The 20,749-nt window shown below is 65.9% G+C and carries 19 protein-coding genes; 12 read left to right on the plus strand and 7 right to left on the minus strand.

The window, feature by feature from the left end:
* Positions 1 to 4 precede the first annotated feature (4 nt).
* The 5 genes from FAZ98_RS16740 (at position 5) to FAZ98_RS16760 (ending at position 5,260) form a co-directional block, all read left to right on the plus strand.
* On the plus strand, positions 5 to 3,307 hold the full coding sequence (locus tag FAZ98_RS16740) for a DUF802 domain-containing protein (RefSeq protein WP_158952430.1): 3,303 nt from the start codon (positions 5 to 7) through the stop codon (positions 3,305 to 3,307).
* Complete coding sequence (locus FAZ98_RS16745; RefSeq protein ID WP_158952431.1) at positions 3,304 to 3,954, plus strand: OmpA family protein; 651 nt, start codon at positions 3,304 to 3,306, stop codon at positions 3,952 to 3,954. The genes FAZ98_RS16740 and FAZ98_RS16745 overlap by 4 nt, the downstream gene beginning before the upstream one ends.
* Positions 3,947 to 4,609: a DUF2894 domain-containing protein gene (locus FAZ98_RS16750; protein WP_158952432.1), complete on the plus strand. Its 663-nt coding sequence runs from the start codon at positions 3,947 to 3,949 to the stop codon at positions 4,607 to 4,609. The genes FAZ98_RS16745 and FAZ98_RS16750 overlap by 8 nt, the downstream gene beginning before the upstream one ends.
* 67 nt (positions 4,610 to 4,676) lie before the next feature.
* Positions 4,677 to 4,883: a type II toxin-antitoxin system VapB family antitoxin gene (locus tag FAZ98_RS16755; protein WP_158952433.1), complete on the plus strand. Its 207-nt coding sequence runs from the start codon at positions 4,677 to 4,679 to the stop codon at positions 4,881 to 4,883.
* Positions 4,880 to 5,260: a type II toxin-antitoxin system VapC family toxin gene (locus tag FAZ98_RS16760; RefSeq protein WP_158952434.1), complete on the plus strand. Its 381-nt coding sequence runs from the start codon at positions 4,880 to 4,882 to the stop codon at positions 5,258 to 5,260. The genes FAZ98_RS16755 and FAZ98_RS16760 overlap by 4 nt, the downstream gene beginning before the upstream one ends.
* Here FAZ98_RS16760 and FAZ98_RS16765 read toward each other — a convergent pair whose 3' ends face one another.
* The 3 genes from FAZ98_RS16765 to FAZ98_RS16775 form a co-directional block, all read right to left on the minus strand.
* Complete coding sequence (locus tag FAZ98_RS16765; protein WP_158953972.1) at positions 5,261 to 6,382, minus strand: 3-deoxy-7-phosphoheptulonate synthase; 1,122 nt, start codon at positions 6,380 to 6,382, stop codon at positions 5,261 to 5,263.
* A gap of 259 nt (positions 6,383 to 6,641) precedes the next feature.
* Entirely contained in the window at positions 6,642 to 7,649 is a 1,008-nt protein-coding gene (locus FAZ98_RS16770) for a sterol desaturase family protein (RefSeq protein WP_158952435.1), read from the minus strand.
* A 10-nt stretch (positions 7,650 to 7,659) separates the two neighbouring features.
* On the minus strand, positions 7,660 to 8,685 hold the full coding sequence (locus FAZ98_RS16775; protein ID WP_158952436.1) for a YncE family protein: 1,026 nt from the start codon (positions 8,683 to 8,685) through the stop codon (positions 7,660 to 7,662).
* 224 nt (positions 8,686 to 8,909) lie between these two features.
* Here FAZ98_RS16775 and FAZ98_RS16780 point away from each other — a divergent pair, with 224 nt between their 5' ends.
* Positions 8,910 to 10,259 (plus strand): Nramp family divalent metal transporter, encoded by a 1,350-nt coding sequence (locus FAZ98_RS16780; RefSeq protein ID WP_158952437.1) that lies wholly within the window; start codon positions 8,910 to 8,912, stop codon positions 10,257 to 10,259.
* Between the two features lie 399 nt (positions 10,260 to 10,658).
* Positions 10,659 to 12,134, plus strand: coding sequence for a glucose-6-phosphate dehydrogenase (gene zwf / locus FAZ98_RS16785; RefSeq protein ID WP_158952438.1), 1,476 nt, complete (start codon positions 10,659 to 10,661; stop codon positions 12,132 to 12,134).
* A gap of 57 nt (positions 12,135 to 12,191) precedes the next feature.
* On the opposite strand, the gene FAZ98_RS35400 is transcribed toward zwf, so the two are convergent.
* Together FAZ98_RS35400 and FAZ98_RS16790 are read right to left on the minus strand one after the other, a co-directional pair.
* Positions 12,192 to 12,365, minus strand: coding sequence for a hypothetical protein (locus FAZ98_RS35400; protein WP_199272382.1), 174 nt, complete (start codon positions 12,363 to 12,365; stop codon positions 12,192 to 12,194).
* 90 nt (positions 12,366 to 12,455) lie between these two features.
* Positions 12,456 to 12,872 carry a MarR family winged helix-turn-helix transcriptional regulator gene (locus tag FAZ98_RS16790; protein WP_158952439.1) on the minus strand — a complete coding sequence of 139 codons (417 nt, stop codon included), beginning with the start codon at positions 12,870 to 12,872 and terminating at the stop codon, positions 12,456 to 12,458.
* Positions 12,873 to 13,074: 202 nt separating this feature from the next.
* Here FAZ98_RS16790 and FAZ98_RS16795 point away from each other — a divergent pair, with 202 nt between their 5' ends.
* On the plus strand, positions 13,075 to 14,139 hold the full coding sequence (locus tag FAZ98_RS16795) for an alcohol dehydrogenase (RefSeq protein ID WP_158953974.1): 1,065 nt from the start codon (positions 13,075 to 13,077) through the stop codon (positions 14,137 to 14,139).
* 191 nt (positions 14,140 to 14,330) lie between these two features.
* The gene (locus FAZ98_RS16800; RefSeq protein ID WP_158952440.1) at positions 14,331 to 16,460 is read left to right on the plus strand and encodes a tetratricopeptide repeat protein; all 2,130 of its coding nucleotides are present in this window, start codon (positions 14,331 to 14,333) and stop codon (positions 16,458 to 16,460) included.
* A 9-nt stretch (positions 16,461 to 16,469) separates the two neighbouring features.
* Here FAZ98_RS16800 and FAZ98_RS16805 read toward each other — a convergent pair whose 3' ends face one another.
* Positions 16,470 to 16,685 carry a hypothetical protein gene (locus tag FAZ98_RS16805; RefSeq protein ID WP_158952441.1) on the minus strand — a complete coding sequence of 72 codons (216 nt, stop codon included), beginning with the start codon at positions 16,683 to 16,685 and terminating at the stop codon, positions 16,470 to 16,472.
* Positions 16,686 to 16,911: 226 nt separating this feature from the next.
* Here FAZ98_RS16805 and FAZ98_RS16810 point away from each other — a divergent pair, with 226 nt between their 5' ends.
* The 3 genes from FAZ98_RS16810 to FAZ98_RS16820 all read left to right on the plus strand — a co-directional run bounded on the left by FAZ98_RS16810 (position 16,912) and on the right by FAZ98_RS16820 (position 20,077).
* Positions 16,912 to 17,235 (plus strand): DUF1330 domain-containing protein, encoded by a 324-nt coding sequence (locus FAZ98_RS16810; RefSeq protein WP_158952442.1) that lies wholly within the window; start codon positions 16,912 to 16,914, stop codon positions 17,233 to 17,235.
* Positions 17,236 to 17,317: 82 nt separating this feature from the next.
* On the plus strand, positions 17,318 to 17,824 hold the full coding sequence (locus tag FAZ98_RS16815; RefSeq protein WP_233272787.1) for a hypothetical protein: 507 nt from the start codon (positions 17,318 to 17,320) through the stop codon (positions 17,822 to 17,824).
* Positions 17,825 to 17,932: 108 nt separating this feature from the next.
* Positions 17,933 to 20,077, plus strand: coding sequence for a phosphocholine-specific phospholipase C (locus FAZ98_RS16820; RefSeq protein ID WP_158952443.1), 2,145 nt, complete (start codon positions 17,933 to 17,935; stop codon positions 20,075 to 20,077).
* A gap of 127 nt (positions 20,078 to 20,204) precedes the next feature.
* On the opposite strand, the gene FAZ98_RS16825 is transcribed toward FAZ98_RS16820, so the two are convergent.
* Complete coding sequence (locus FAZ98_RS16825) at positions 20,205 to 20,603, minus strand: GFA family protein (RefSeq protein WP_158952444.1); 399 nt, start codon at positions 20,601 to 20,603, stop codon at positions 20,205 to 20,207.
* Between the last annotated feature and the right edge of the window lie 146 nt (positions 20,604 to 20,749).

Consider the following 20,749-nt stretch of genomic DNA (forward strand, 5'->3'; position numbering starts at 1 on the left):
CGCCATGTCCCGATTCCGCATTGATCTTGTCGTTTTTGCCGTTGGTCTCGCAGCCGTTTGCTGGATCGGCGCCGGTTATCTGGGCACGAATGCGCTCGCGCTCGCCGTCACGCTGCTGATCGGCGCGTGCTATCTCACGGGCGCGTGGGAATTGCATCGCTATCGGCAGACCACGGCCGCGCTCGGCCAGGCGCTCACGCAACTCGGCGCGCCGCCCGCGCGTCTCGCCAGCTGGCTCGACAGCTTGCCCGCGAGTCTGCGCAACGCCGTGCGCGCACGCGTGGAAGGCGAACGCGCCGCGCTGCCCGGCCCCGCGCTCGCGCCCTATCTCACCGGCCTGCTGGTGCTGCTCGGCATGCTCGGCACGCTGCTGGGCATGGTCGTGACGCTCAAGGGCACGGGCTCGGCGCTCGAAAGCGCCACCGATCTCGACGCGATCCGCGCCTCGCTCGCCGCGCCGCTCAACGGCCTGCGCTTCGCGTTCGGCACCTCGATCGCGGGCGTCGCGACTTCGGCAATGCTCGGGCTGCTCTCGGCGCTGGTACGCCGCGAACGCATCGAAGCCGCGCAACAGCTCGACGCGAAAATCGCCACGACGCTGCGCGTGTTTTCGCCCGCGCATCAACGTGACGAATCGTTCAAGCTGATGCAGCGCCAGGCCGACGCCGTGCCCGCGCTGGTCGGCAAGCTCGACGCGCTGATGACGCTGATCGAGCGCCAGGGCGCCGCGCAGCACGAACAGCAGCTCGCGAGCCAGCAGGCCTTTGCCGTGAGCGCCGAGGCCGCGTGGAGCCGCCTTGCGGCTTCGGTGGGCGATTCGCTCAAGGACAGCGCCGCCGAAAGCGCACGCGCCGCGGGCGCCGCGCTGCAACCCGTGATGCAGGCCACGATGGCGGGCCTCTCGCGCGAATCGGCCGCGCTGCACGCCACGCTGACGCAGGCGGTGCAGACGCATCTCGACGGCGTGACGCGCGGCTTCGAGGCGTCCACGGCTCACGTGGCCGACAACTGGAATCGCGCGCTGGCCCAGCATCGCGAAACCCATGACGCGCTCGCGGCCAATCTGGGCGGCGCGCTCGAACGCTTCAACACGAGTTTCGAAGCCCGGTCGACGGGCCTGCTCGAGGGCGTCTCGGCACGCTTCGAAACGGCGGCGGGCAGTCTTTCGCAGGCATGGCAGGCCGCGCTCGCGCAGCAGGAACGCACGGGCGAAAAGCTCGCGGCCGAACAACAGCAGGCGCTGGGCACGGCGGCATCGACGTTCGAACAGCATTCGGCCGCGCTGCTGCGCGCCGTGGACGCCTCGCACGCCGAGTTGCAAACGACGCTCGCCGCGCGCGACAAAGCGCGTCTCGCGAGTTGGGCCGAGGCGCTGGCTGCCATGAGCGCGTCGCTGCGCAACGAATGGGACGCGACGAGCGCCGCCGCCGCGCAGCGTCAGCAGGAGATTTGCGCGACGCTCTCGCAAACGGCGCGCGACATGGCCGGGCATGCGCAGCAGCACGCCGCGAAGACGATCGGCGAAATCGAACGTCTTGTCGATGCCGCGACCGAAGCACCGAAGGCCGCCGCGAATCTGCACCACGAGATCGCCCAGCGCGACGCCGAGCGCATGGAGACGTGGACGGCCTCGCTGGCCAACATCGCCGCGACCTTGCGCAGCGAATGGGAAGCGGCGGGCGCCACGGCCGCGCAACGTCAGCAGGAAGTGAGCGCGGCGCTCGCGCAAACCGCGCACGACATCGCCGAACAATCGCAACAACACGCGACGAAAACGCTCGCCGAGATCGATCGCCTCGTGGATGCCGCCGCCGAGGCGCCGAAGGCCGCCGCGAACCTGCACAACGAGATCGCCGAACGCGACCAGCAGCGCTTCACGACGTGGACCGCGTCGCTGGCCGAACTCGCCGGAACCTTGCGCACGGAAATGGCGGCCACGCACGCCACGCTCGCGCAAACCGCACGCGACATCGCCGAACAATCGCAACAACACGCGACGAAAACGCTCGCCGAAATCGATCGCCTCGTGGATGCCGCCGCCGAGGCGCCGAAGGCCGCCGCGAATCTGCACCACGAGATCGCCGAGCGCGATCAGCAGCGCTTCACGACGTGGACCGCATCGCTCGCCGAACTCGCCGGAACCTTGCGCACGGAAATGGCGGCCACGCTCGCCACGCTCGCGCAAACCGCGCGCGACATCGCCGAGCAATCGCAACAACACGCGACGAAAACCCTCGCCGAAATCGATCGTCTCGTCGATGCCGCCGCCGAGGCGCCGAAGGCCGCCGCGAATCTGCATAACGAAATCGCCGAGCGCGACCAGCAGCGCTTCACGACGTGGACCGCATCGCTGGCCGAACTCGCCGGAACCTTGCGCACGGAAATGGCCGCGACACACGCCACGCTCGCGCAAACCGCGCACGACATCGCCGAACAATCGCAGCAGCACGCGACGAAAACGCTCGCCGAAATCGATCGCCTCGTGGATGCCGCCGCCGAGGCGCCGAAGGCCGCCGCGAATCTGCACCACGAAATCGCCGAGCGCGACCAGCAGCGCTTCACGACGTGGACCGCATCGCTGGCCGACATCGCCGCGACGCTGCGCAGCGAATGGGACAGCGCGAGCGCCGCGACGCAGCAGCGTCAGCAAGCCATCTGCGCGTCGCTCGCGCAAGCGGCCAACGACATCGTCGCGCAGTCGAAGCAGCATGCGCGCGACACCATCGCCGAAATCGAGCGCCTCGTGCAGGCCGCGTCCGTCGCGCCGCAAGCCGCCGCCGAAGTGGTCGCGGAACTGCGCCAGAAACTCTCGGACAGCATGGTGCGCGACACCGCGATGCTCGAAGAGCGCAGCCGCCTGCTCGCCACGCTCGAAACCCTGCTCGACGCCGTCAATCGCGCGGCCACCGAGCAGCGCGCGGCCGTGGACGGTCTCGTGTCGACGTCGGCGGACTTGCTCGAACGCGTGGGCGGCCAGTTCAGCGACAAGGTGGACGCGGAAACGGGCAAGCTCGGCGCGGTGGCCGCGCAGGTCACGGGCAGCGCCGTGGAAGTCGCGAGCCTCGGCGATGCGTTCGGCGCGGCCGTGGGCGTGTTCGGCGAATCGAACGACAAGCTCGTGGCGCACCTGGAGCGCATCGAAGCCGCGCTCGACAAGTCGCTCGCGCGCAGCGACGACCAGCTCGCCTACTACGTCGCGCAGGCGCGCGAGGTCATCGATCTGAGCATGCTGTCGCAGAAGCAGATCGTCGAAAACCTGCAGCAGCTGGCCGGCCAGCGCGCGGCGGCGGGAGCTGAAAGCGCATGAACGACGACATCGACGGCGGCACCACGCCGGCCGCACCCGTCTGGCCCGCCTTCGCCGACTTGATGTCGGTGCTGCTCGGCGCGTTCATGCTGATTCTCGTGGGCGTGGTCGGCATGCAGCTCGAACTGTCGAGCCGGCTCGCGAAGGAAGTGAAGGAGCGCAAGGCCGAAACCGAGCGCCGCAAGACGCTCGAACAGGCGCTCGCGGGGCCGCTCGCTTCGGGGCGCGTGACGCTCGTGAACGGCCGTATCGGCATTGCGGGCAGCGTGTTGTTCGCGCTCAATTCGGATCAGTTGCAGCCGCAGGGGCGCGAGTTGCTCCGGAGCCTGGCCGGGCCGCTCACGGCGTATCTGAAAAGCCGCGACGAGGTGCTGATGGTGAGCGGTTTCGCCGACGACCAGCAGGTGCACGCGGGCAACAAGCGCTTCGCCGACAACTGGGAGCTGTCCGCCGAACGCGCGCTCACGGTCACGCGCGCGTTCATCGACGCGGGCGTGCCGGCGGCCTCGGTGTTCGCGGCCGCGTTCGGCTCCGAGCAGCCGATCAGCTCGAACGCCGACGACGCGGGCCGCGCGAAGAACCGCCGCGTGGAAATCGCCCCGGTGCCGCGCCAGGCGACCGTCGGCCAGGACAAGCACGGTGGATAACGGCGCGCGCCCCGACGCCGCGCACGCGCGCACGCTGCTGGACACCTGGCGCGCACGCGGCGCGGATCGCTTCGATCCCGTGCGCTTTCATTTCATCGAGGCGCTGGCGCGGCGCGCGGCCACCCAGCACGGTGAAGCGCGGCGCCTGCTGGACGCGCGCCTCGCGCAACTGCTGCGCGCGTTCGCCAGCGACGTCGCGCGGGCCAACGAGGCCGGCACGGCGCGGGCGGCGGCGTTCGATTCGCATGACGACGGGCGGGGCGATTCGCGGCGGCGTTCGGCGCTGGGTGTGCTCGTGGACGCCGTGGCGCGCCCGGAACCCGAGCAGCCCGCGTCGCGCGTGCGGCACGAGCCGGACCCGGAACTCGTCGACTATTTCCGCAAGACGTGGTCGCGCGTGCGCACCGAAACGCAGTTGCGCCAGTCGCTCGATCAGGTGCCGAAGAACGCCGGGCCGCTCAATTCGAGCAGCCTCGTGCATCGCGCGCTTTCGCTGATGCGCGAGGTATCGCCGGGGTATCTGCAGCACTTTCTGGCGTATGCGGACGCGTTGTCGTGGTTGGAGCAGGTGGGGGGCAGCGTGCCCAGCGCGCCGACCAAAGCGCCAGCCAAAGAACCCGTGCGCGCGGCGAGGAAGACGCGTAAAGCACGCTGAGTTTCCGTCGAACGCACCGTCATGATGCTAAGATTGATGCGCTCCAGCATCAAACTAGAGGCACTCCATGCGAACCACGGTAACGATCGACGACGCGCTCTATCAGCAAGCGCTCGAACTCGCCGGGCCCGGCATCGACAAAGCCGATCTCTTCCGGGTAGCGATCCAGACTTTCGTTCGGGTGCAGGCCGCGAAGCGCCTTGCGGCGCTTGGGGGCTCGGCACCGCAGATGGCGGACATTCCGCGTCAACGTCCCGACTACGACGCTCCATGAGCGTCCTGATCGATACGTCGGTGTGGGTCGATCATTTTCGGCACGGCAATCCCGAGCTCGTCGCGTTGATCACGCGCGACGAAGCACTGACCCATCCGTTCGTGATTCTCGAACTGGCGTGCGGCACGCCTCCCGCGCCCCGCGCGCAAACCTTGCGCGACATCGGCCTGTTACAGCACGCCCAACAGGCGACCTGGGCGGAAGTCATGCAGTTCATCGAACTCGAACAGCTTTATGGAAAGGGGTGCGGCAGCGTCGACCTCACGTTGCTGGCCTCGACCCTGGTGACGCCCGGCGCCCGCTTGTGGTCGCTGGATCGACGGCTTGCCGCGCTGGCCGACCGGTTGAACGTGGCCTGGCACAGCGCGGCGCACTGATCAACCCGCCTTCCGCCGCCCCCGCACCGCTTCCGCCAGCCCGTCCAGCACCGGCTCGGTCTGCGCCCAGCTGATACACGCATCCGTGATCGACACGCCGCGCTTGAGCGGCACGCCCGGCTTCTGATCCTGGCGGCCCGCTTCGAGATGGCTCTCGATCATCACGCCCGTAATACGCGGCTCGCCGCCCACCAGTTGCGCGCCGATATCCTTCGCCACTTCGATCTGGCGCTCGTGCGCCTTGTTCGAGTTCGCGTGCGAGCAGTCGATCATCACCTGTTCGCGCATGCCCGCCTTCGCGAGCGCCGCGCACGCCGCCGCCACCGATGCCGCGTCGTAGTTCGGACCGCTCTTGCCGCCGCGCAGGATCACGTGGCAGTCGTCGTTGCCGCGCGTTTCGAAGATCGCGGCCATGCCCATCTTCGTCATGCCCATGAACGCGTGGCTCGCGCTCGCGGCCACGATGGCGTCGGCGGCCACCTGCACGCCGCCGTCGGTGCCGTTCTTGAAGCCGATCGGGCACGACAGCCCCGAAGCCAGCTGACGATGGCTCTGGCTTTCGGTCGTACGCGCGCCAATCGCGCCCCACGCCACCAGATCGGCGATGTACTGCGGGCTCAGCAAATCGAGGAATTCCGTGCCCGTGGGCAGGCCGAGCGCGTTGATGTCGAGCAGCAACTGGCGCGCCGCGCGCAGACCTTCGTTGATCCGGAAACTGCCGTCCAGACGCGGATCGTTGATGTAGCCCTTCCAGCCCACCGTGGTGCGCGGCTTCTCGAAGTACACGCGCATGACGATCAGCAGATCGTCCTTGAGCGCGTCGGCCTTTGCCTTCAGCAGCTTCGCGTATTCGATGGCCTGATCGTGGTCGTGAATCGAGCACGGGCCGACCACCACCACGAGGCGGTCGTCGCGCTGCTTGAGCACGTTCGCGATTTCGGCGCGGCTCGTTTCCACCAGCGTTTGCGTGGCTTGCGGCACCGGCAACTCGTCGAGCAGCAGCGCGGGCGAGATGAGCGGGCGTACCGCGCCGATACGCGTGTCGTCGATACGGGTGGTGTCCTGGGTCGCGTCGGCGACGCCGACTTCCTGGTCGTGCTGCGGGTTGTCGATACGGCTCAATTTATTCTCCAGCGAAGCATTCGAAGCGCTTCTCATGCAGATTTCATGCGAGCGATGCGGCTACGGCGCACACCTCTCGCGGGGGACGATCCCGCAATTATCGCATCTCGCACGCGACGTTTCCTTGAAACGCGCCCGAAGCCGCCTCGAACCGGCGCGGCGAGATTCGCCAACCTGTTGCCCAAAACGCAACGAGGCGGCCCGCAGGCCGCCTCGCGAATCGATCGAAACGCAAACGCGCCGGTAGCGCGCCAGCGCGTCAGGGCGCCGTGCCGCCGAGCGGATAGCCCTTGCCCGCCAGCCGCCGCGCGATGCGCACGAGCGCGAACCATTGCTGCGCAAGCAGACCTTCGCCGTAGTCGATGTCGCGGCCATGCGGCGCGGGCAGCTGGTCGCGAATGCCCGTGGGCTCCGGCGCGGGATTCCACGAAGCGGTGCGGAACATCATGTCCCACCACGGGAACAGCACGCCGAAGTTGCAGCCGTAGCGCGTGCCCTCGTGGCCGTAACCGATGGCGTGATGACGCCGGTGAAACGCCGGGCTCACGACGATGCGCTCGAGCAGCCAGCCGAACTTCAGCCGCGCGTTCACGTGCTGCACGCTCTGCATGAAGTTGCTCACGGCCACCAGCACCACGAATTGCGCCGGCTGCACGCCGATCACGAGCGAAATGGCCGCGAAGAACGCCGCCTGCACGACATCGTCGAGAAAATGATTGCGGTCGTCGCACCAGAGCGACATCTGCTGCTGGCTGTGATGCACCGCGTGCAACTCCCACCACACGCCGAAGCGATGCTGCCAGCGGTGATACCAGTAGCCCGCGAAGTCGAGCACGATCAGATAGATCGCGAACGACACCATCGGCCGGTCGGTCACGCCGGGCCACAGGCTGTCCACTTCCAGGTTCGGAATGTTGTGGATCGCCATCAGGCTCTGCCAGTGATTGAACAGCGGCGTGAGCACGAAGAAGAACGCGATGTTGAGAATGCCGAGCTTGGCGATCCACGTGTACCAGACGTCGGCGCGCAGGGCCTTGCGGTTCTGCCAGCTTTCGACCGGCGCGAGCGCTTCGAGCGGCCGCAACACCGCGTACATGGCGACGATCTCGAGCACGCCCACGATCACCCAGTAGAGCGCGTCGTAGGTGTCTTCGTCGTAGCCCATCAGGCCGATCTTGTAGAAGACCGGCTGCACCACGTCGACATACACGAGCGTTTGCAGCCACGACACGAGGTTGTCGGCCTGCGAGATCAACGTGTCAAGCATCGGAACTCCTTCAGTCCGGGTTCGGCACGCGCACGGGCGCGCTGTTCGCGAAGTAGATGCCGTGCGGCGAGCGGCCCACGGCGATCGTGTCGATCAACTGGCGCGTGTTCAGGTCGATGATGCCCACGTGCTTCGCGAAGCGGAACGTCACCCAAAGGTAGCGCTTGTCGGCGGAAAGCTCCATGTCGTCCGGACCCGGGCGCAGGCCCGTGATGTCGCCGACCTTGGTCAGATTCGTGTAGTCGAGAATGCTGATGGTGCTTTCCACGCGATTCGACACCGCGACGTGCTTGCCGTCGTCGAGATCGCGGAAGTTGTGCGCGCCGCGCCCGGTCGGGATCTTCTTCACGAGCGTGTGGTTGCGCCAGTCCACCACGGCCACGTCGTCCTCGCCCGTCATGCCGATCAGCAGGTATTTGTCGCCGGGCGTCATCCAGATGCCCGCGGGCGTGCTGCCGATATGCAGTTTCCAGAGCACCGTTTGCGTCGCGAGATCGATCGCGGCCACTTCGCCCGTGTCCTGCAGCGTGACGAACGCGATCTTGCTGTCCGAGGTGAAGTTGATGTGGCTCGGCGTTTTCGCGAGCGGAATGCGCTTCGCGATCACGGGGTTTTGTCCGTCGTAGCGATACACGTCGACGCGATCGAGCCGCAGGCCCGCCGTCACGAACCACTTGTGGTCGGGCGAGAAACCGAGCTGGTACGGATCTTCGATACCGTCCAGGCGGCGCTGCAACTGGCCCGTGTGCGGGTCGACGAACAGCAGGTCGTTCGAAACCGAATCGGCGACGATCAGCGACTTGCCGTCGGGCGTGATCATCAGGTGATGCGGTTCCTTGCCCGTGGGCTGGGTACCGACCACGGTGCGGGTCGCCTGGTCGATGAGCGTGAGCTTCGCTTCGCCCGAGTCGAGAATGATGACCTTGTCGTCGGCGTGGGCAAGCGAGCCGCCTGCGAGACCGCTCACGAGCAACGCGGCCGCGAGCGTGTTTTTCAGGCGTGCGGATGTAATCGAAAAGATCGGGAAGTCAGGCATTTCGTAAGGGAGAAGGGGCGGCGAAGGCGCGCGGCGCCGGTTTGTGCTAAGCCAGGAGGCGAAAACGAAGCGCAAAGCGGCACACGCGCGCGCGTATGGCAGCTTAACGCGCGAACACCGGATTCCGATGACGCGCGCATCATGGCGGAACGCGCGCGGCACCGTGACGGCATGCGGCGTGCGGAGTTCGTACGTACAGACCCCAAACTCACGCGAGAAGTTGCATGGATCATCGCTCGAGAATCGACGAACCGGACCCGACCGCCGAAGACACCGCGCTCGACGCGCGCGACGAACTCTCGCGCAACACCGTCGCCGCGGTGCGCGAGGCGCTCGACGGGCGCCGCCGCGGCATCGCGCTGCTGCTGCCGCTCGCGGGCCCGGCCGTCGTCGTTTCGGTGGCGTATATCGATCCGGGCAACTTCGCGACCAACATCCAGGCGGGCGCGCGCTACGGCTACGCGCTGCTGTGGGTCGTGCTGCTCGCCAACCTCATCGCCATGCTGTTCCAGGGCTTGTCGGCCAAGCTCGGCATTGCCACGGGCAGCAATCTCGCGCAACTGTGCCGCGAGCGCCTGCCCGCCCCGCTCGTCTGGGTCATGTGGATCGTGAGCGAAATCGCGGCGATGGCCACCGATCTCGCCGAATTCCTGGGCGGCGCGATCGGCCTGGCGTTGCTGTGCCATCTGCCGCTCATCGCGGGCATGGCGATCACGGCCGTTGTCACGTATGCGCTGCTGTTTCTCCAGCGCCGCGGGTTCCGGCCGCTCGAACTCGTGATCGGCGCGCTCGTGGGCGTGATCGGCGTCTGCTATCTGATCGAATTGTTCATTACGCCGATCGCCTGGCCGGATCTCGCGCACAGCCTCGCGATGCCGCGCCTGCCCGACGCCGACGCCGTGGCGATCGCCGTGGGCGTCATCGGCGCAACGGTCATGCCGCATGCGCTCTTCCTGCATTCCGGGCTCACCCAGGCGCGCGTGTTCGCGCGCAACGACGCCGAGCGCGCGCGCCTCGTGAAGTTTTCTAACATCGAGGTCGTGGTCGCGCTTTCGGTGGCGGGCCTCATCAACATGTCGATGGTGATGATGGCTTCGGGCGCATTCCATCAAGGCTATGCCGATGTCGCCGAGATCGAGACCGCGTACCACACGCTCGCGCCGCTGCTGGGCGCGGCCGCGGCGGGCATCTTCCTCGTTTCGCTGATCGCCTCGGGTATTTCGAGTTCGGTAGTTGGCACGCTCGCGGGCCAGATGATCATGCAAGGCTTCGTACGCTTTCATATTCCGCTGTGGCTGCGCCGCGCGGTGACGATGGTGCCGAGCTTCGTCGTCGTGGCGATGGGCGTGAACGCAACCGAGGCGCTGGTCGCAAGCCAGGTCGTGCTGAGTCTCGCGCTGCCGTTTCCTATGGCGGCGCTGGTCTGGTTCACGTGCCGCCGCGACGTCATGGGGCCGCATCGCAACAGGCTGCTTACAGCGTGCTGCGCGGTGGCGGGCGCGGCGGGCGTGCTCGCGCTCAACGCGATCCTGCTCGTGCAGGTGGCCGGCATGAACCTGCCGGGATTCGGTTGAGTGGTTGAAAAGTAACGCGCAATGGAAAGCGGCTTATTGTTGCTTTACATGCGATTTAAAACCGCTTCAATGCCGCTTTAATGTCGATATTTGGCGGCGTCATTGCCATTGCGGCGTTATGTAGTTTCAGAATTGCGCATTTGTTTAGCCCGGCGCGCGCAACATCGACGCAATCCCGAAACATCGGCGCCGCAAGATGCCGCTAGCACGCGCATCACGCAAGTCGCGCGCAACCCGCGCGTACCCATCGCACGCGCGAGGTCTTCGCGTCTAGCGTGCAAACTCGCGCGAAACCATGCACCATTAGCGTTTTCGCCGCGCCCGCATTCGCGTCGGGCGCGGGTTTTGCAATTGCGCGCGAGCGGCTTTGCCTCGAGCGCGCGTCACCTCCGACCTGCCATGACGAATCAGCCTGCCCAAGCCGCGCACGAACAGCCCGTCGACATGATTATTTTCGGCGGCGGAGGCGACCTGGCCGCGCGCAAACTGCTGCCCGCGCTCTACATGGCGCATCTGCACGGCAATCTGCCGCCCGAAACGCGCATCATCGCCGTGGGCCGCAAGAACTGGACGATCGACGACTATCGCAAGTTCATGGAAGAGCAGTCGCGTCCGTTCATCGACGCGAAAGCATTCGACGCGCAGGCGTGGGACCGCTATCTCGGCCTGTTCCAGTACGTCATCATCGACGTGAACAATCCCGACGATTACACGAACCTGCGCAACGCCTCGCGCGACAACGCGATTCGCGTGTTCTATCTCTCGACCTCGCCGGAACTGTTCACGACGATCTGCGACAACCTCTCGGCCGCGCATCTGCTCGACGCGCAATCGCGCGTGGTGCTCGAAAAGCCGCTCGGCCACGACCTCGCTTCGGCGCAGGAAATCAACGAGTCCGTGGGCCGTCATTTCGCGGAGTCGCAGATCTATCGCATCGACCATTATCTCGGCAAGGAAACGGTGCAGAACCTGATGGTGCTGCGCTTCGGCAACCCGATCTTCGGGCCGCTGTGGCAGGCGCCGTACATTCGCAGCGTGCAGATCACGGTGGCCGAAACCGTGGGCGTGGGCAGCCGCGCGGGCTTCTACGATCACACGGGCGCCATGCGCGACATGGTGCAGAACCACCTGCTGCAACTGCTGTGCATCGTGGCCATGGAGCCGCCCGTTTCGCTCGACCCCAACGCGGTGCGCGACGAAAAACTCAAGGTACTGCGCTCGCTGCGCCCCATGTCGCTCGCCGATATTGCGCGCGACACGGTGCGCGGCCAGTACGCGGCGGGCGCTGTGGACGGCCAGCCCGTGAAGGGCTATCTGGAAGAGGACAACGTACCGGCCGACAGCAAGAACGAGACCTTCGTGGCCTTGCGCGCGCAGATCAACAACTGGCGCTGGGCCAACGTGCCGTTCTTCCTGCGCACGGGCAAGCGTCTGCAGAAGCGTCAGTCGGAGATCGTGATCGAATTCGCCGATCTGCCGTTCTCGATCTTCCCGCAAGGCCCGCGCAATTATGGCAACCGCCTCGTGATCCAGTTGCAGCCGGAGGAATCGATCCAGTTGCAGATGCTCGCGAAGGAACCGGGAAGCGGCATGAACATGCTGCCGGTGAGCCTGAATCTCGACCTCCAGCAAGCCATTCCCGAGCGCCGCGCGGAAGCGTACGAGCGCCTGCTGATCGACGTGATTCGCGGCCGCCTCACGCACTTCATGCGCCGCGACGAACTCGAAGCCGCATGGTCGTGGGTCGAACCGATTCTCGAAGGCTGGAAGGAACTCAACGACCGCCCGCGCGCTTACACGGCGGGCACGTTCGGTCCGGCGGCTTCCTCGGCGCTGCTCGCGCGCGAGAACATGTCGTGGGCCGAAGAGGCTTGATGCGGTGACGAAGGCGTGTGCGCTGCGTGCAATGCGCGGCGCGCACGCCTCGACGTTTTATCGATCTTGCGGGCGGGATTGCGATTGCGATTGCGGCTCGGGCCGGAACAGATCGAGCCCCGCGAACACGATCACGCCGCTCAACGCCATGAGCGGCACCGAATGACGCCCGATCAGCAGAATCGCGGCCGCGAGCCACGTCGAAACACAAAAAGCGACGATGCGCCGCATGATGCAACTCCCTACTCTCTAAGGCACTGCCCCGCGACATGACCGTCGCGCAGTGCCGCTTGCAAACCGTTAAACCCCGTTACCACGCGCTCAGCCGAGCGTGGCGCGCGCGGTGCGCAAACGCGCGACCGTGTCCGTGAAAGCTTCGCCACCCAGCGTGCGTTTCAGGCGGCTCGTGACCGCCGCGCTAGCCGCGTTGAGCGCCTCGCGAATGGCGAGCGCTTCGCGCGTGGGCACGATCGCCACTTCGCGCTGATCGCCCTCGGTACGCTGGCGCTCCACGTAACCGCGCGCTTCGAGCCCGTCGAGCACGCGTGTGGCCGTGGGCCGCGCGATCGACAGAAAGTCGGCGAGTTCGCGTTGCAGCGAGCCGGGTTTGTCGAGCACGGCGCGCAGCATGAAACCCTGCGGCGGCGTGAGATCGAAACGCTCGAACGCCTCGGTCCATTCGCGTTCGAGCCGGCGCGCGAGCGCGGTCGTATTGAAGTAAAGGCAGTGATCGAACATGCGCCCAGCATAAACCCTTATCGTTAGCTATGCAACGATCTCGGCATGCGTTGTGGTTTTAAAGGCGTTTTAAAGACGCTCGAAAAGGGATTTTCCAAATGCCGCGCTCCATACGAAAAAGCACGACTGGACGAATCCGCTATGATGCTGCAAAGATCGCCCGACCGATCGTTCACACCATAAAACGGAGACATCGATGCAAATGCGCTGCTATTGCGTTGTCGATCACGGCAAGCCGCTCGAACTCGTCGAGCGCGACGTGCCCCAACCCACCGGCACGCAAGTGCTGCTGCGCGTGAAGGCAGCGGGTCTCTGTCACTCCGATCTTCATCTCTGGGAAGGCTATTACGATCTCGGCGGCGGCAAGAAGCTCTCGCTCGCCGATCGCGGCATCAAACTCCCCCTCACGCCGAGCCACGAGATTTGCGGCGAAGTCGTCGCGCTCGGTCCGCAGGCTTCGGCCGACGCCAGTGCGTTGCCGGCGGGCACGACGGCGATCGTGCATCCGTGGATCGGTTGCGGCGAATGCGCGGCCTGCGGGCGCGGCGAGGAAAACATCTGCGCGAAGCCGCAATCGCTCGGCGTGCTGCGTGACGGCGGTTTCGCCGACTACGTGCTGGTGCCGCATCCGCGCTATCTCGTCGATCTCGCGGGGCTCGACCCCGTGAAGGCCGCGCCGCTCGCGTGCGCGGGCGTGACGACCTATTCGGCCGCGAAGAAGTTCGGCGCGCGCCTGCACGAAGGCCCCGTGGTCGTGATCGGCGCGGGCGGACTCGGCATGATGGCGCTCGAGGTGCTCAAGGCGATGGGCGCGCACGGCGCGGTCGTCGTGGACGTGGACCCCGCCAAGCGCGAGGCCGCGCTCGCGGCGGGCGCACTGGCCGCAATCGACGCACGCGCGAGCGACGCCGCACAGCAGATCGTCGCGGCAACGGGCGGCGGCGCGCGTGCCGTGCTCGACCTCGTCGGCGCGACGCCCACGGTGAAGCTCGCGCTCGACTCGTGCGCGCGGGGCGGCCACGTGGTGATCGTCGGCTTGATGGGCGGCGACCTCACGCTCTCCTTGCCGATCATCCCGATGCGGCCGCTGCGCATCGAAGGCAGCTATGTCGGCACGCTGCCCGAACTGCGCGAACTGGTGGCGTTGATGCGCGCGGGCAAACTGCACGCGGCCGCGGTGTTGCAACGGCCGCTCAGCGAGATCAACGAGGCGTTCGAGGCGCTGGCGCAAGGCAAGGTGGTGGGGCGGCAGATTCTCGTGCCGTGAGCGCCGTGTGCGGGTTTCGTCGACGGGCGCTTTAAAAAGCGCCGGATCGAGCGCGGTTTTGCCGGCAAAAAACGAATAAGGGGCACGGAGCGGCTTAGTTCGCCGCATCGTTTGCGCATGGGCTGACGTAAGCTCGTCATGCCCCATTGTTTGCGCCGCGCAGGTTTGTGCGCCGCCTTGCGACCGACACCGTGACCACCCTTCCGCTTCCCGCGCCCGCCTTCGACGATCTTCTGCGCGCCGCCAGCGCGCTCTGCGAAGCGCACCGTTTCGCCGACGCGCTCGCGCTGCTCGACCCCTGCGTGGGCGCCGCCGCCACGCCCGAAGACGCCGCGCTCGCACCCGCGCTCGATCTCGCCGCGCTGAGCGCGACCGGCGCTGGCGACGCCGCGCGCGCCCAGGCGCTGTGGCTGCGCTGCATCACGGCGCGGCCCGACTTCGCGAGCGCGTATCGCGGTCTCGCGACGGTCTGCACGGCGCTCGGCCAGCTGGGCGAAGCGGAAATGCTGTATCGGCGGCTTTTGAGCCTCGAACCGAACGACGCCGATGCACGCAGCAATCTCGCCGTCGTGTTGCTGCGCCTGGGCCGTCACCCCGACGCCGAAGCCGCGTTTCGCGCGCTGCTTGCACAACGTCCCGATCACGCCGACGCGCACTACAACCTCGCGCTGCTGCTCAAAGACCAGCAACGCCACGCGGAAGCCGAGAGCGGCCTGCGCGCGGCCATCGCGGCCAACCCGCGCCATGCGAAGGCGTACAACGTGCTCGGTACGCTGCTGCGCGATCAAGGCCGTATCGACGATGCCGATGCCGCGTATCGCGAAGCCCTGCGCATCGAGCCGCAATTTCCGGAGGCGCTCAACAATCTCGCGCTCGTGCTCAAGATGACGGGCGAACTCGCGCAAGCGGAATTCGCGTGCCGGCTCGCGCTCACGATCCGCCCGCAGTTTGTCGACGCACTCAACAATCTTGGTTGCGTGCTCAACGATCTCAAGCGTCCCGCCGACGCCGAAGCCGCGTTTCGCGAAGCGCTCGCCGTCGCGCCCGATCATGCCGAAGCGATGTACAACCTGGGCGTGGTGCTGCACCGGCTGGAGCGCCTGCCCGAAGCCGAAGCCGCGTATCGCGAGACGGTGCGCCGCCTGCCGCGCCGCGTGGAGGCCTACAACAATCTCGCGTGCGTGCTGATGGCGCAAAAGCGCCCCGACGATGCCCTCGACGTGCTCGCGCAGGCGCTGGCCGTACAGCCCGATTTCGCCGAGGCGCATTTCAATGTCGCGAGCATCGACAAGGAATTCGGCCGCTTCGAGGCCGCCGAAGCCGGTTACCGTCGCGCGGTTGCGGCACGACCCGATTACGGCGACGCGAAGTTCCGTCTCGCCACCTTGCTCATCAGCATGGGCCGCTTCGAGGAAGGCTTCGCGCGCTACGAGTGCCGCTACACAATGCCCGGTTTCGTGCATCACGCGACCCAGCAGTTGCTGCAATGTCCCATGTGGCAAGGCGAATCGCTCGCGGGCAAATCGTTGCTGTTGTGGCAGGAAGACGGACTTGGCGACATGTTGCAGTTCGGCCGCTACGCGCGCGAACTGAAGGCGCGCGGCGCGAAGCACATTACGTTCGTGTGCATGAAGGCGCTGCATCGCCTGATGCGCAACGTGGCAGGCATCGACGCCGTGCTCGATCACGATGCGGGCAGCGCGGCCTCCGCACGGTTCGATTGCTGGGTGAGTCCGATCAGCGTGCCGCACCGGCTTGGCACGACGCTCGACACCATTCCCGCGCCGCTCGCGCTCGAGCCCGAACCCGCGCTCGTCGCGCATTGGGCGCAACGCCTCGCGACGCTCGCGCCGGGACCGCGCGTGGGCATCGTGTGGCGCGGCAATCCGCAGCACAACAACGACGCGCATCGCTCGCTGCCTTCGCTGGCCGCGCTCGCGCCGCTCTGGAACGTGCCGGACCTGCGTTTCGTGAGTCTGCAAAAAGGACGGGGCGAGGACGAGGCGCAGCATCCGCCCGCGAGTTTGCCGCTGCTGCACCTCGGGACCGACGCCGGCGATCTTGCCGACACGGCCGCCATCGTCGCGCAGCTCGATCTAGTGATTTGCGTGGATACGTCCATTGCGCACCTGGCCGGCTCGCTGGGCACGCCCTGCTGGGTGCTGTTGCCGAACACCGATCTGGACTGGCGCTGGCTGCACGGGCGCGAAGACACGCCATGGTATCCGGGCACGATGCGGTTGTTCCGCCAGCGACCGGACGAGGTCTGGACCGCCGTGGTCGAGCGCGTGCGCGTGGCGTGCGCGGAACGCTTTGCTTGATCCCGGCGCCTAGTCCCAGATGTTGCGGAACGCCACCGCCACGATCACGGGCACGCACATCACGAGCGGAATCGCGAAGTACGGAATTTCCAGGTCCACCACCGACTTGTAGATGACCCAGCCAACGCCGGCCGCGAGCGTAATCAAACCCACGAGTGCGGTGAGCGTGTTGAGCACCCAGGTGGGCGGGCGCTTGCGCGCGGGTTCCTTGTTCGGCGTGTTCATGATGAAGTGGAACGATAGCGAAAACGTCTTGATCGCAGGCGGGCTCGAGACGGACGCGACTATTTTACTCCGCGCCAGAACCGCCGCGCGGCTCCGGCAGGGTTTCCCATTAGCGCCGGCATTACCTCCCACGTAATCGATTCGCGGCGCGCCGCGCCCTATTCTCGCTAGCGTGTTGCCCCGTGTTGTTCCTTTGCGTATCACTCACACGCCAGCGAGGAGTGTCATGACGACTTACGCCATTGGCCATTTGCATCATGTCGAGATGGGCCCCGACATCGTTGAGTATCTGGAGAAAATCGACGCGACACTCGCGCCGTTCGGCGGCCGCTTTCTGGTTCACGGCGGTCCAGTGGAATCGCTCGAAGGCGCCTTCTCCGGCGACCTGATCGTGATCGAATTCGCCAGCCGCGAACGTGCCCGCGCCTGGTATCGGTCTAGCGACTATCAGGCCATTCTGCCGCTGCGCACTTCGCATTCGACCAGCGACGTGTTCTTTATCGACCAGGTGAGCATGCCGCATCGCGCCACCGACGTTCTGCATGCGTAGTCGATAAAAAGCCCTTGAATGAAAGCGTTTCGTTAGCGGCGACAGCCCGACGAACGCTTTCTTCGCACGCGTTTGAAACAAGATGTTTCAGCGCCGCAAACGTTTTCATCGTTTCACAAATTTTTCTTCAACGCCGACCAAACTGTGCGCGACTCATCCCCAACGAAAGGATGCGCACATGAGAATACGCCTTGACGCCAGACCGGCGAGGACCGCGCTCGCCACCACGTTGGTTGCGCTCGCAACCTTATCGCTGACCGCATGCGGCCCCGGCGACAACGCGCCCGTTGCCGCCCGATCCGCTGCGCCCGTGTCGCCTGCAGCGACTGCGGCGCGCAACGATGCGGACACGTCTTCTGCCGGCGTGAGGCTGCCTTCCGCCTCGCGCGCGGACGTAGACGCACACGCCAGTGCCCCCGCCACCGACACCACGAATGCTTCCGCCGATCCCGTGCAGAACGTGCAGGCCAGCCTCGCCGCCGATAGCCAGCAAGTGACGCCCGTGATGAGCTACGCACCCGGCGACGAGGCGCAGCAAGAGGCGAGCACCGGCAACAATACGGGCGGCGCCGCCACATCGAACCATTAGTGCCATAGCGTCATTCCAGCCGTAGTCCCCGCGTTACCGCATTTTCCGAGTGATTTTTTTATCGTTAAGCATTCCAAATTAAACTTTTATGCAGACAGGTGGACAACAATGACTTCAAACAGCCGTCGTCGTTTCCTGCAAACCGTTGCGTCGTCGGGCGCCGCCGCCGCCGCGATGACCGTGTTCCCCGAGTCGATCCGCAATGCGCTCGCCATTCCTGCAAATTCGCGCACGGGCTCGATTCGCGACATCGAACATATTGTCGTGTTCATGCAGGAGAACCGCTCGTTCGACCATTACTTCGGTCATATGCGCGGTGTGCGCGGGTATAACGACCGCTTGCCGATCCCGCTGCCGGGCGGCGCGCCCATCTGGTATCAGCCCTCAAAGGAAGATGCGACGAAGCCCGTCCTGCCGTTCCACCTCAACACGTTCACGACCAGCGCGCAATGCGTGGGCGATCTCGATCACAACTGGTATCCCACGCATTACGCCATCAATAACGGCGCGCACAATCAGTGGCCGCAGTACAAGACCGACATGACGATGGGCTATTACCTGCGCGCCGACATTCCGTTCCACTACGCGCTCGCCGATGCCTTTACCGTGTGCGACAACTACTTCTGCTCGCTGCCCGGCCCGACGCACCCGAACCGCGCGTACCTGATGACCGGCATGGTCGATCCGAGCGGCACGATGGGCGGCCCGCTGCTCGACAACAACGACTTCGTGGACGGCGACGTGCCGCCCAGCTATCAACTGCTCTCGTGGACCACGTATCCCGAGCGTCTGCAGGCGGCCGGAATCTCGTGGCAGATCTATCAGCAAGGCACGAACGGCAACGATCCGCTCAACGGCAACTACGGCACCAACATCCTGCAGAACTTCACGAACTTCATCAATGCGCAGCCGGGTTCGGCGCTGTATCAGCGCGCACAGACCGTGCGCACGATCGCCGACCTCAAGGCCGACGTGCAGGCGAACAACCTGCCGCAAGTCTCCTGGCTGTGTCCGCCCGCCGCGTTCTCCGAGCATCCGAAATACACGCCCGCGTACGGCGCCGAATACACCTCGCAGATTCTCGACGCGCTCACGTCGAACCCCGAGGTGTGGAGCAAGACCGTGCTCTTCATCATGTATGACGAGAACGACGGCTTCTTCGATCACATCGTGCCGCCGCAGCCGCCCACGACCTCGACGCAAGGCAAGTCGACCGTGAGCACGGACGGCGAGATTCACGACGTCGTCAATCCGGGCCGTGGCGGCTCGTACACCGCCGACGGCCTGCCGTACGGTCTCGGCCCGCGCGTGCCGATGACGGTGGTTTCGCCGTGGACCAAGGGCGGCTTCGTCTGCTCGCAGGTGTTCGACCACACCTCGGTGATTCGCTTCATCGAAGAACGTTTCGGCGTGCACGAACCGAACATCACCGCATGGCGTCGCGCGGTGTGCGGCGACCTCACCACGTGCTTCGATTTCCGCACGCCCGATGCGTCGATGCCCACGCTGCCCGACACGAGCAACTACATGTCGCTCGCCGACAATCAGTGCTCGGCCAACGCCGCGCCCACGGTGCCGGCCACGCCCACGCCCATCGACCCGCAAGAATCCGGCGTGCGCTATGCGCGCGCGTTGCCCTACGAGTTGCACGTGAACGCGCATCCCGACGCGCAAAAGAAAACGCTGCAAATCACGTTCGCGAACACGGGCCGCCAGGGCGCGCACTTCTACGTGTACGGCACGAACCGCAGCGACGGCCCGTGGCGCTACACGGTCGAAGCCGGCAAGTCCGTGGACGATACGTGGGACCTCACCGTAACCAATGGCGTCTATGCCTTCGAAGTGCACGGCCCGAACGGCTTCGTGCGCCGCTTCGCAGGCACGGCCACGCCTTCGTCGCAAGGCGGCGGCTTGCTGGGCAAGCTCACGGGTGCGCCGCACCCGGTCGTGACCGCGCACTACGACGTGGCCAACGGCAACCTGTTCCTGCGCTTCGCGAACACGGGCGGCGGCATCGCCCGCCTCAACGTGAACGACAACGCCTACGGCGCTATCGAACGCACCGTGCTCGTGCCGGCCGGCGCGCGCATCGAGGAAGCCTGGGTGCTCGCGTCGAGCCATCACTGGTACGACCTTACGGTCACGAACCGCGACGACAGCACGTTCGCCTGGCGCTTCGCAGGCCACGTCGAAAACGGCAAGCCGAGCATTAGCGATCCGGCCGCCGTCGTGCCGGTCACGCAACTGAGCTAAGCGCGGCTTTTAACCGTTCTCATTTTCTCCTCGCAATGTTTCGGCGCCTTCGGGCGCCGTTTTTTATGTCGATGTGCAATATCGTGCAACGCATCAAAGTGCGGTTTCTGCACTCGCTGACGTTCGCTCATGTCTCGGGAAGTGCACGCGGATACTGCGGCAAGCCATCGGCAATCTGCAGCCACGCCAGCTTCTGCGAGACCCAGGTGTGATCGCGCGGCGGCGCCGCCTCGGGGCGATCGAGCGTGCCGGTCGCGACATCGACCTCGCCCGCGAACGCCGCATGCCGGTACGTGACGGGCGTGCCGCAACTCGCGCAGAACGCGCGCGCCACACCCGGACTCGACTCACGCGATTTCGTTGCGCCCGCAACCATCCGGAAATCGCTGTCACGTATCGTGATCCAACCGACGCACGGCGCGCCCGAAGCACGGCGGCAATCCACGCAATGGCAGATCGTGTTGTGAATCGGATCGGACGAAATCTGGTAGCGGACTTTGCCGCATGCACAACCGCCGGTCAGCATCGTTCCCTCCTTCGCACCGCAGTCACACTATTTCGCCGATCCTACGCGCATTGGCGGGAATAGATCGCCTGCGCGCGTGTTGACGCCAGTAACGGCCCTCGCGCCATTGACTGGATCGACCATGCCAACCGTGTCCACTGCTTCAT

This window comes from Paraburkholderia acidisoli, from assembly GCF_009789675.1.
In the GTDB taxonomy this organism is placed as follows: Bacteria; Pseudomonadota; Gammaproteobacteria; order Burkholderiales; family Burkholderiaceae; genus Paraburkholderia; species Paraburkholderia acidisoli.